Annotated in this window: 6 protein-coding genes; 1 reads left to right on the plus strand and 5 read right to left on the minus strand. The window is 57.5% G+C overall.

The annotated features are described in order from the left end of the window. Both A3A9_RS0136140 and A3A9_RS0136145 read right to left on the minus strand, forming a co-directional pair. Positions 1–378 (minus strand): class I SAM-dependent methyltransferase (locus A3A9_RS0136140; protein ID WP_027062802.1); only part of this gene is annotated, 378 nt, incomplete at its 3' end. Positions 379–485: 107 nt separating this feature from the next. Continuing rightward, positions 486–863 carry a nuclear transport factor 2 family protein gene (locus A3A9_RS0136145; protein ID WP_027062797.1) on the minus strand — a complete coding sequence of 126 codons (378 nt, stop codon included), beginning with the start codon at positions 861–863 and terminating at the stop codon, positions 486–488. Positions 864–1,219: 356 nt separating this feature from the next. Here A3A9_RS0136145 and A3A9_RS0136150 point away from each other — a divergent pair, with 356 nt between their 5' ends. Next, positions 1,220–2,527, plus strand: coding sequence for a hypothetical protein (locus tag A3A9_RS0136150; RefSeq protein ID WP_033839160.1), 1,308 nt, complete (start codon positions 1,220–1,222; stop codon positions 2,525–2,527). A 1,123-nt stretch (positions 2,528–3,650) separates the two neighbouring features. On the opposite strand, the gene A3A9_RS0136155 is transcribed toward A3A9_RS0136150, so the two are convergent. From A3A9_RS0136155 to A3A9_RS0136165, 3 genes are all read right to left on the minus strand, one after another. Beyond that, positions 3,651–6,305 carry a bifunctional diguanylate cyclase/phosphodiesterase gene (locus A3A9_RS0136155; RefSeq protein WP_430515914.1) on the minus strand — a complete coding sequence of 885 codons (2,655 nt, stop codon included), beginning with the start codon at positions 6,303–6,305 and terminating at the stop codon, positions 3,651–3,653. Positions 6,306–6,558: 253 nt separating this feature from the next. Continuing rightward, positions 6,559–7,467, minus strand: a complete 909-nt coding sequence (locus A3A9_RS0136160; RefSeq protein ID WP_245279225.1) for a class I SAM-dependent methyltransferase — start codon at positions 7,465–7,467, stop codon at positions 6,559–6,561. 86 nt (positions 7,468–7,553) lie between these two features. Beyond that, a partial coding sequence (locus A3A9_RS0136165) for an IS5/IS1182 family transposase (protein ID WP_027062801.1) occupies positions 7,554–7,825 on the minus strand: 272 nt, incomplete at its 5' end.

Below are 7,825 nucleotides of genomic sequence, written 5' to 3' on the forward strand. Positions count from 1 at the left end.
ATAGACGGCTCGATTGAAGTCGGCCGCCGTCGCACCCTTCTTCTGCATCAGCGCGGTGTGGAGATCGTGGTAGAACAGGTGCAGCCACAAGACATCCGCTGGCTGCGTGGCCTGCGGCATCGCCACGAGGTCCGCCGATACGGCTTCGACGTTCTCTCGGCCCGGTTCCTTCGCNAGCGTCCGCATGCGGCCGACCGGATCGTTCTTGAAGTCGGCGACTTCGGCCGGCACGAAGCTGTAGACCCGCCCCTCTGGTCCGACGATGTCGGAGAAGAGGCGCGTCCAGTCTCCGTCGCCTGGGTAGACATCAATGACAGTCGAGCCCGCATCTACACGTGCGAACCGGATCAACTCGGATACCTTGGATTGGTCGTACATCGGAATCTCCTTTACGGTTGGGCATTGGACGAGCGTGCGGCGTATAATGGGGCGATTTTCGGCTTATCTATCGTCTCCCCGAGCTGATGGCCGAAGATGGCCAGCCATTATGCAGCCCCGGCCGCGCCCATCTGCGCGGCGCGCGCCAGTGCTTGCGTGTCGACGTATTCACGGATGTTCAGTCTGCCATCCCGGACCGTGACGGCGAAAATCCAGTCGTCCTCGAACGTCTTGTTCGTGGCTTTGATCTTCCCCTTGGCAAATCCGACGACGAGGACGCGGTCTCCTTGTGCCACGAACTCTCGGGGTTCCGTGGACGTTTCTATCGACTTGGACGCCGTCTCAAGCAAATCCGTCAGCCCGGCGTGTCCGTGGCGCGTTCCGGCCAGCGGCCAGTCCTTCCCCGGAATGATCCACTCGATGTCTTCGGCGGCCAACGCCAGCAGAGCCTCCCTGTCGCCGCGGCACCCGGAAATCAGCGGCAGCCGGCCCTCCTTGGTGCATGCGCTCTTTGGCTTGATCGCTTTTTTGCGGTTGGGATTTCGCAGCCGACGGTTGCCAATACATGCTGTGCGCAATCTGCTAGCACGATCGGGTAGGCAGTTTTTGAGACTCTGAAAACTTATAATGAGCAACGAAATTGTTCTCCTCTGGAGTAAGCAACGCTTATGGCCTTACACCTTTTGGATGACCATAGAGCGTCGTTCATCTTGGAACTAAACCCGCTACGTATGCGTAATCCAATTAGGATACTCGGAGGTAATACCGCGCTGCTACCAACCGAGCCCAAGTGAAAAAGGGTGTTCGATCGTCTGTCAACCCGACATGATGGGAGAAATAAATGGGTAACGAGCAACCTCCCGTCGCAAAACGGAAGCGCGCCTCTCTGGACGTGAAAAAAGCCTCTCTGGGCGTGAAAAAAATTGCCAAGAAAGATTTCGAAACGGGACCAAACAACGTCAGGCCATGGGAAACGGCCGCGGCTCGTGAGTGGTTGGACCGCCGTGCGCTCCAACTTTCGCGTTCGCACCAACGTGATAGCAGTGCCGCAGCATCAAGCATGGCGCGGCCGGTGACTGTTGGAGATGATCCAAATGAAAAGGTCCAGGCCAAGACGCTGCCAGCCATGCGCCACTGGAAGTGGGCAGCCGCGTCATGCCTTGTTTCCGCCGGCCTGATCCTGCTGCTGGGATTTTCGGTAAACAAGAGCGCTGTGACAGAGCAGATGCTTGCGTCGGCGCAGCGCGAATTGGCCTCGCAACGAGCCGAGCTGGAAATAATGCAGCGCTCCGCAGGCGATGCGAACAGGCGGGCGGGAATTGCGGCCAACACCGCAACCGCGCAAAAACTAGATCTAGAACAGGCGCTTAAAAAGGCCGAAGCACTAAAACTGGATTTAGAAGCGGCACAGCAAATTAACAAGGGATTGGGGGACAAAGCCGTTGTTGCGGATAAGGCGCGCGACAATATGCAAGCTTCCCTGGCCGAGGCCCACCGGCAGTTCGATGTAGAGCATCACAAAGTTGTGCTCATTGAAGGCGAACTCACCACCGCTCGCCAAAATAGTGCCTCCCTGCAAACGAATGCAGATGAGGCAGCGTCTGAGCACGCTAAAGCGGTAAAAGACCAATTAGCGGCAGAGGCAGCAATGACGCAGGCTCGCGACGCACTCGAAAATGAAAAGGCGTTGGCGGATGCAGCAGTAAGGGACAAACAGGTGGCCGTGGCTACTTTGAATCAGGCCAGCGCCGCCCTCGAAAAGGAACGCGCGCGAGCAGAAGCAACCTCAAGAGATCTGGAGAGGGCCAAGCAAGAGCGCGACGCCGCAAAGCAGGTCTCGGCAGCGTTGACCGCTTCGCTTGAGCAGGAGCGGGAAAAGAGCCTAAGCCTGGCCGGCTATCTCAGCGCCGCGCGTAAGGCAATCGATCTCGTCAAAACTGAGCGGCGTGCTGCGCCTAGTCAGCAATCGCGGCAAGCGGTAGCCGCAAGCCGGCTTACAAGCTCGCTTAGTCAACCTTCCCGTAAAACAGGGTCGCAGGAAAAACACAAATCGAAGGCTCAAAAATCGTCGCCTGGCGTAGTCGCGACCATTACCCTTCCCGACGCATTGCTTCCAACATCAAGACCACTCGACCCCTCTCTCGAGTGAAAGAGTGAGCCTTACCTAAGACACCAAGCGGAGGTTCGTTATGTATAAGTACGGCGCAGCTGCATTGATGATCGCGATCGCTATTGAGCCTGCCTGGGCGCTCGACGTTGGGGGTGGTGGAAAGGTTGGCGGTCTTGGCATCGGTGGTGGTTTGGGACTAGGTTCGCACGGCGCCTCTGTGGGCGCGGGCGTGAGCTTAGGCGGGGCAAACCAAGCGGCCATTGGAGGATCGGTCAGCACAAGCAGCGGCGCAGTGGGCGCAAAAGCTGGGGTTGGCGTTGGCGGGGCGCAAGTAGGCGTCTCGACTAACTTAGGCGCAACTGCGACCACCCCGGCCGTGGGGAGTGCGCCAGCAGACAACGCTGCCGTCGCTCCGCAGGATGGCCCTACACAAACAATGCACCTTCCAGTTACGCTGATGCCTGACGCTGGTCACGGCAACTCGTGGCGAGGCACCGATAAACCCTTGACCTCACTCAGGACGAAACCAGGGACACCGCCTTCTATAGTGAGGGCTTGCCGCGAGGCAATCTCGTCTGCAGCAACGCCTTTTGGCGCAGTACGCGTTTCCGCCGTGAGTGCTGGTCCTGTCGACCAAGGCAGAGATGGGCTGACGGCGCCGATCGACGTTCGCATCAGCTATGCAAGACAAGGCAAAATCGAGGTCCGCCAAGCGCGGGTTGGCTGTCGCCTCGACGCGTTGGGAGGCGTCGCCGCAGTGATATAGTCACGACCCTGGCCGGGTCCCTCTACACATAGGCGTCGCAGATGTCCTGATCGCCCGCTCAAATCAAACCCAGCCACGGTATCGGGTATCGGGTACGTCACTAGTCAGCCATTTATAGAAGCAATGCGCCTCATTGCAGTTATTCCCGACATCGCCGCCTATCTCTCTGAAGCGGCCGTTGAACCTTCGCAGGCAGCTTTTGGGCCGACTAGAGACGGTAACGAGGTCGCTTGGAAAGCAGCCGTTCCGTACGGCTGCATTGGCGAACCTCTTTCTCTACGGCGCCCCACTTCTGCACGAATTGATGATGGATCGGGGCTGCCATTGTAATGGCCAAAGGCGGGTAACGATCGTGCTGCTGACCAAATCGTGCCAGTCAAACGCCGGGCCTGACACTTAGCTGGCCGCGCGCAGCCGCCGAGAGCGAACATAGGCCATCAAGCCGTTGGAATCCAATGCCTGCCCAAAAGCATAACCCTGTAATATGTCGCAGCCCAATTCCTTGAGTACCCTTGCGTGCTTCATCGTCTCGACGCCTTCCGCTACGACCTCAATACCCAACGACTTGCCGATTTCAATGATCGACGAGACAACCTGCCTTCGTTGCGGCGATTCGACAATTGGGATTACCAGTTGCCGATCTATCTTCAGCCGGCGCGGCTGCAACTTGAGCAGGCTGACTATGGAGGCATAGCCCGTACCAAAATCATCTATCTCTATATCAATGCCGAGTTGCTTAATCTGATCGACATTCCAAGTTACCAGATCATCGTTTTCGTCTAGGAAAATCGACTCAACAAGCTCGAACGAGACTGTTCCCTTCTGGATATTCAGATCTTTCAAGCTCTTTATGAGTTCTTCGTCCCGCAGGCGCCGTGCCGAAACGTTGACTGATACGCGCGGTATAGGAAGACCCGCGGCAGACCAGACTTTGAAATCCGAAAGCGCTTGGTTCAGTATGGTTTGATCGATCGTCGAGACGACATTTAGTTCTTCTGCAATCCTTAGGAAGACATCCGGCGCTAAGATACCCTTCTTTGGGTGCCTCCATCGCGCAAGCGCCTCGACTCCGACAATCTCGAGCGTCTTTGCGCTAAATTGGAGCTGGTAGAAGGCTATAAACTCGTCACGCTCAAGGCCGCCAAGCACCTCATCGGCAATCCGCTTTGTGTCGACGATTTCGCTTTGCATCGCCTCAGTGAAGAATTCGTGCCGACTGCGCCCACGGCTCTTTGCTCGGTAAAGCGCGATGTCGGCGTTCACCAGCAGGTGCTTGGCTTCGACGTCTTTTCCATTGTGGATCGCAATTCCCACACTGACACCAAAACGGCATCGGTGGCCCTGGTAGTAGACGGGTTCGCTCATCTGGCTGATGACGCGGTCAGCCAGCAGCGCCAGTTGCTTGATATCGTCATGCACCGTGCACAGCACGACGAATTCGTCTCCTCCGATCCGAGCGACGAATCCCCCCTCCTCGACCTGGGATCGGAGGACGGTAGATGCGTGAACCAACATCGCGTCACCCGCGGCGTGGCCAAGCGTATCGTTGATGTGCTTGAACCGATCCAGGTCGATGTGGAGCAGGGCCGCATATCCGCCGTCGCGCCTGGCGTTCGCCGCGTACTCTTCCAATATCTGGTCGAGGTAACGACGGTTGGGCAAACCGGTCAGCGAATCGTGAAGCGCGAGATGCTCTATTCGCTGCCTGGCCGCCTCGAGTTCTGCATTTTTAGACTCGGACAGCTGCTTTGCGCGAACGAGATCGCTGTTCAGCAGGACGTCGGCTGTCACGTCCCATTCCGCCCCGATCATTTTGGGTGTCTCATTTGGGGCTTGGTATATGGTCGCTTTGGATCGGACATGACGAATCTCGCCATCCGGACGAACAATCCGGTACTCCGACGAATATGTTCCGCAGCCGGCCACAGCATTGTCGAAATCCGCATTGGCGCCGGCCAGATCTAGGGGGTGAATTGCTCCCGCCCAATCAGCGTAGCCGCGACGTGCTCCATCGTTGGGCTTGCCATATATTTCATTGACGCGATCGTCCCACGACAGGTCATTGGTTGCGAGATCGTGTTCCCAAACGCCAATAGCCGATGCCTCCAAAGCGAGTTCCAGTCGTCTCGACAATCGACGCAGTTCCGCATAGTTGCGCTGTCTCTCGCCGATCAGACGACCTGTGACCAAGAATGGCACCACAACCAACGCCCCGGCCGCGGCAATGATCGCACGCAAGAACCACGCGTTGCCAGGCGTCGAAGGCCAGCCGTTTCTGGGGATGGCTGCGATTTGCCACGATCCCGACGGGAGCAGAACTTCGGCTGTCACGGGATTGTTTTTGCGGACGCCCACATCGCCGAAGAATTGATCTCCGCTCGGGCCGCGGGCGTCTTTACCGATGAGCGCGATGTCAATCCCGAGATCTTCGTCGAACAGGCCGCTCGCCTTGTAAAGGCGCTGCACGTCGACAACAGCGGAAATGATGCCCCAGAACCTTTCAGTATTGCCCGCACTCGGCACGAAAACAGGGAACCGGCCGATGAGGCCTTGGCCCCCCTGCTTCAGCTCGACCGGTCCGGCAAGAATCAACTTGCGCCCGTCTCGCGCCCGTAGCGCGGCGTCGCGCTGCAGATCGTCCTTACGGTAATCGAGACCCACGGCTTTCTCGTTGCCTTCTAGCGGGTACATCAAGGAAACGACCAGATCGGGTGCGCCAGCAATGTTGTTCAATTGCGAGCCCTCGCCAAACAGATTACTCGCAAGCGAGGCGAAGCGTTGCTGTCCCATGTAGGGTTCAGTCACGACCGTCGCGACAAGCCCATGCACGAGTTGAAGGTTTCCGTTGATATTCCCTTCCAGCTTGGCGCGGATCAGATTGACCTTGGCTAGGACATCAGCGCGGACGGCTTGGTCCGAAACGATTTTGTTCTGGTGGTCCGCATACGCCGCGCTGATGGCAATAACCAAAACCGCCACTGCCGCCGGAATATTTGCCGACGAAAACACGGCATCCTTTATGCCGCCTAACCTAGCGCCGAAAAGAGCCAATAGGGTGAAAACCCCCTTGTGTTGTTCAGGTTCTCGGATCGACCCGCCGATGGAACATTAGCTTTCATTAATTAATTTTGAACTTCACAGTCCTGAAAACTTTGCACTGTCCGACCGCTGAGGTCGTTCTGGCACGCCGCCGGAGGCGGTTGGAACCAGCCGCCCACTCAATGAGGCAAGTTATCGGCTCAATTGCGGGGCTGTGGTAATCGTGCCTCGGCGACGACAATGCAAGACCGGATTAACAGTCGAGCTAGTGGCCCTCAATCACTTTGGGGGCAACAAGGTATGGGATCTTGCCGACGCTTCGCTTCGTCGCGCCAATGGAATAGGCCATTGGGATCTTGGGGGAGTTGTTTGGCAAGCCGTACATATCCTTGCCTGCCCTCACTGCAAATGAAAAGTGCTGCCACGAAACCGTGTCATGCTCATTCAGAAAATCGAGCGTCAGCCCCGCTGATATCAGCGCGTTCACCACGTCGCTGATCGGATGGATCCACTCATAATACCGAGGATGCTTCAAAATGCGGTCGTCGCCGGTATAGGTCCGTTCCTCGTTCCATGCGAGCGGTCGAGCTATAGGCGTTCGCCAATCGTGCTTAAACTCTAGCGCCGCGGCCTTACGATCACACTGAAACATCAACGGATGGCCCTCGGCCATATAGAGCCGGCCGCCTGGTCGCAGCAGATCGGCTACGACCCGCGCCCAGCGGAACACATCGTCCAGCCAATTTACCGAACCCCAGGTAACGTAGGCGATGTCAAAGGTCCGGCCGAGCGTTTCGACTGCCTCGAATAGCGGCGCTTCCACGAAGCGCACATCAGTGCCTGCCTTCGCAGCGAAATCCCGCGCAGCAGCAATAGCCGTCGGTGAAAAGTCGAGGCCGGTCACGCTGCCCGCGCCGAGATTCTTCAAGCTGATCGTGTCGAGCCCGATATGACACTGCAAATGGATGATATCCTTGCCGGCGATATCTCCGACCTCGCTCGTTTCCAGCTCATAGAGATTGGATCCGCCTGCCAGCACATTTTCGATCTGGTAGCTGCCCGTTGTGTCGGTCGAATGCAGTTCGGCCCGATCATCCCAATTAAGACGGTTCGCACCTAGAAACGGTTCCAAATTCCCCCCAATTCCCAGCGGTGGCTGACGCTTGGTAAACAAGTCGTTAATATATCTTTGCAGCGAAAGGGTCGCGCGTCAAATCCGGGCCGGCGGGCGGTGCTCAACCTAGGCTCAGGACTCATTGATCAGAGCCAGAAGATTACGGTTGCAGCGATGCAGATCGCGGACATGAAGGTGTGGGCGCAGCGGTCATAGCGTGTGTGGATGCGCCGCCAGTCCTTGAGCCTGCCAAACATGTTCTCGATCTTATGGCGGCTTTTGTAGAGCAAGGTGTCGTGCGGGATCGGCAGATTGCGGTTGGCTTTGGACGGGATACAGGCGACTATGCCGCGCTTGGCCAGGGCCGTGCGGAACCAGTCGGCGTCGTAGCCTTTATCCCCAAGCAAGGCTGCGGCTT

This window comes from Mesorhizobium loti CJ3sym (assembly GCF_000472785.1).
Classification (GTDB): domain Bacteria; phylum Pseudomonadota; class Alphaproteobacteria; order Rhizobiales; family Rhizobiaceae; genus Mesorhizobium; species Mesorhizobium loti_E.

Excerpts from the sequence above, each read along its gene's own strand:
- A3A9_RS0136150 (WP_033839160.1), top strand. The coding sequence starts at position 1,220 with ATGGGTAACGAGCAACCTCCCGTCGCAAAACGGAAGCGCGCCTCTCTG.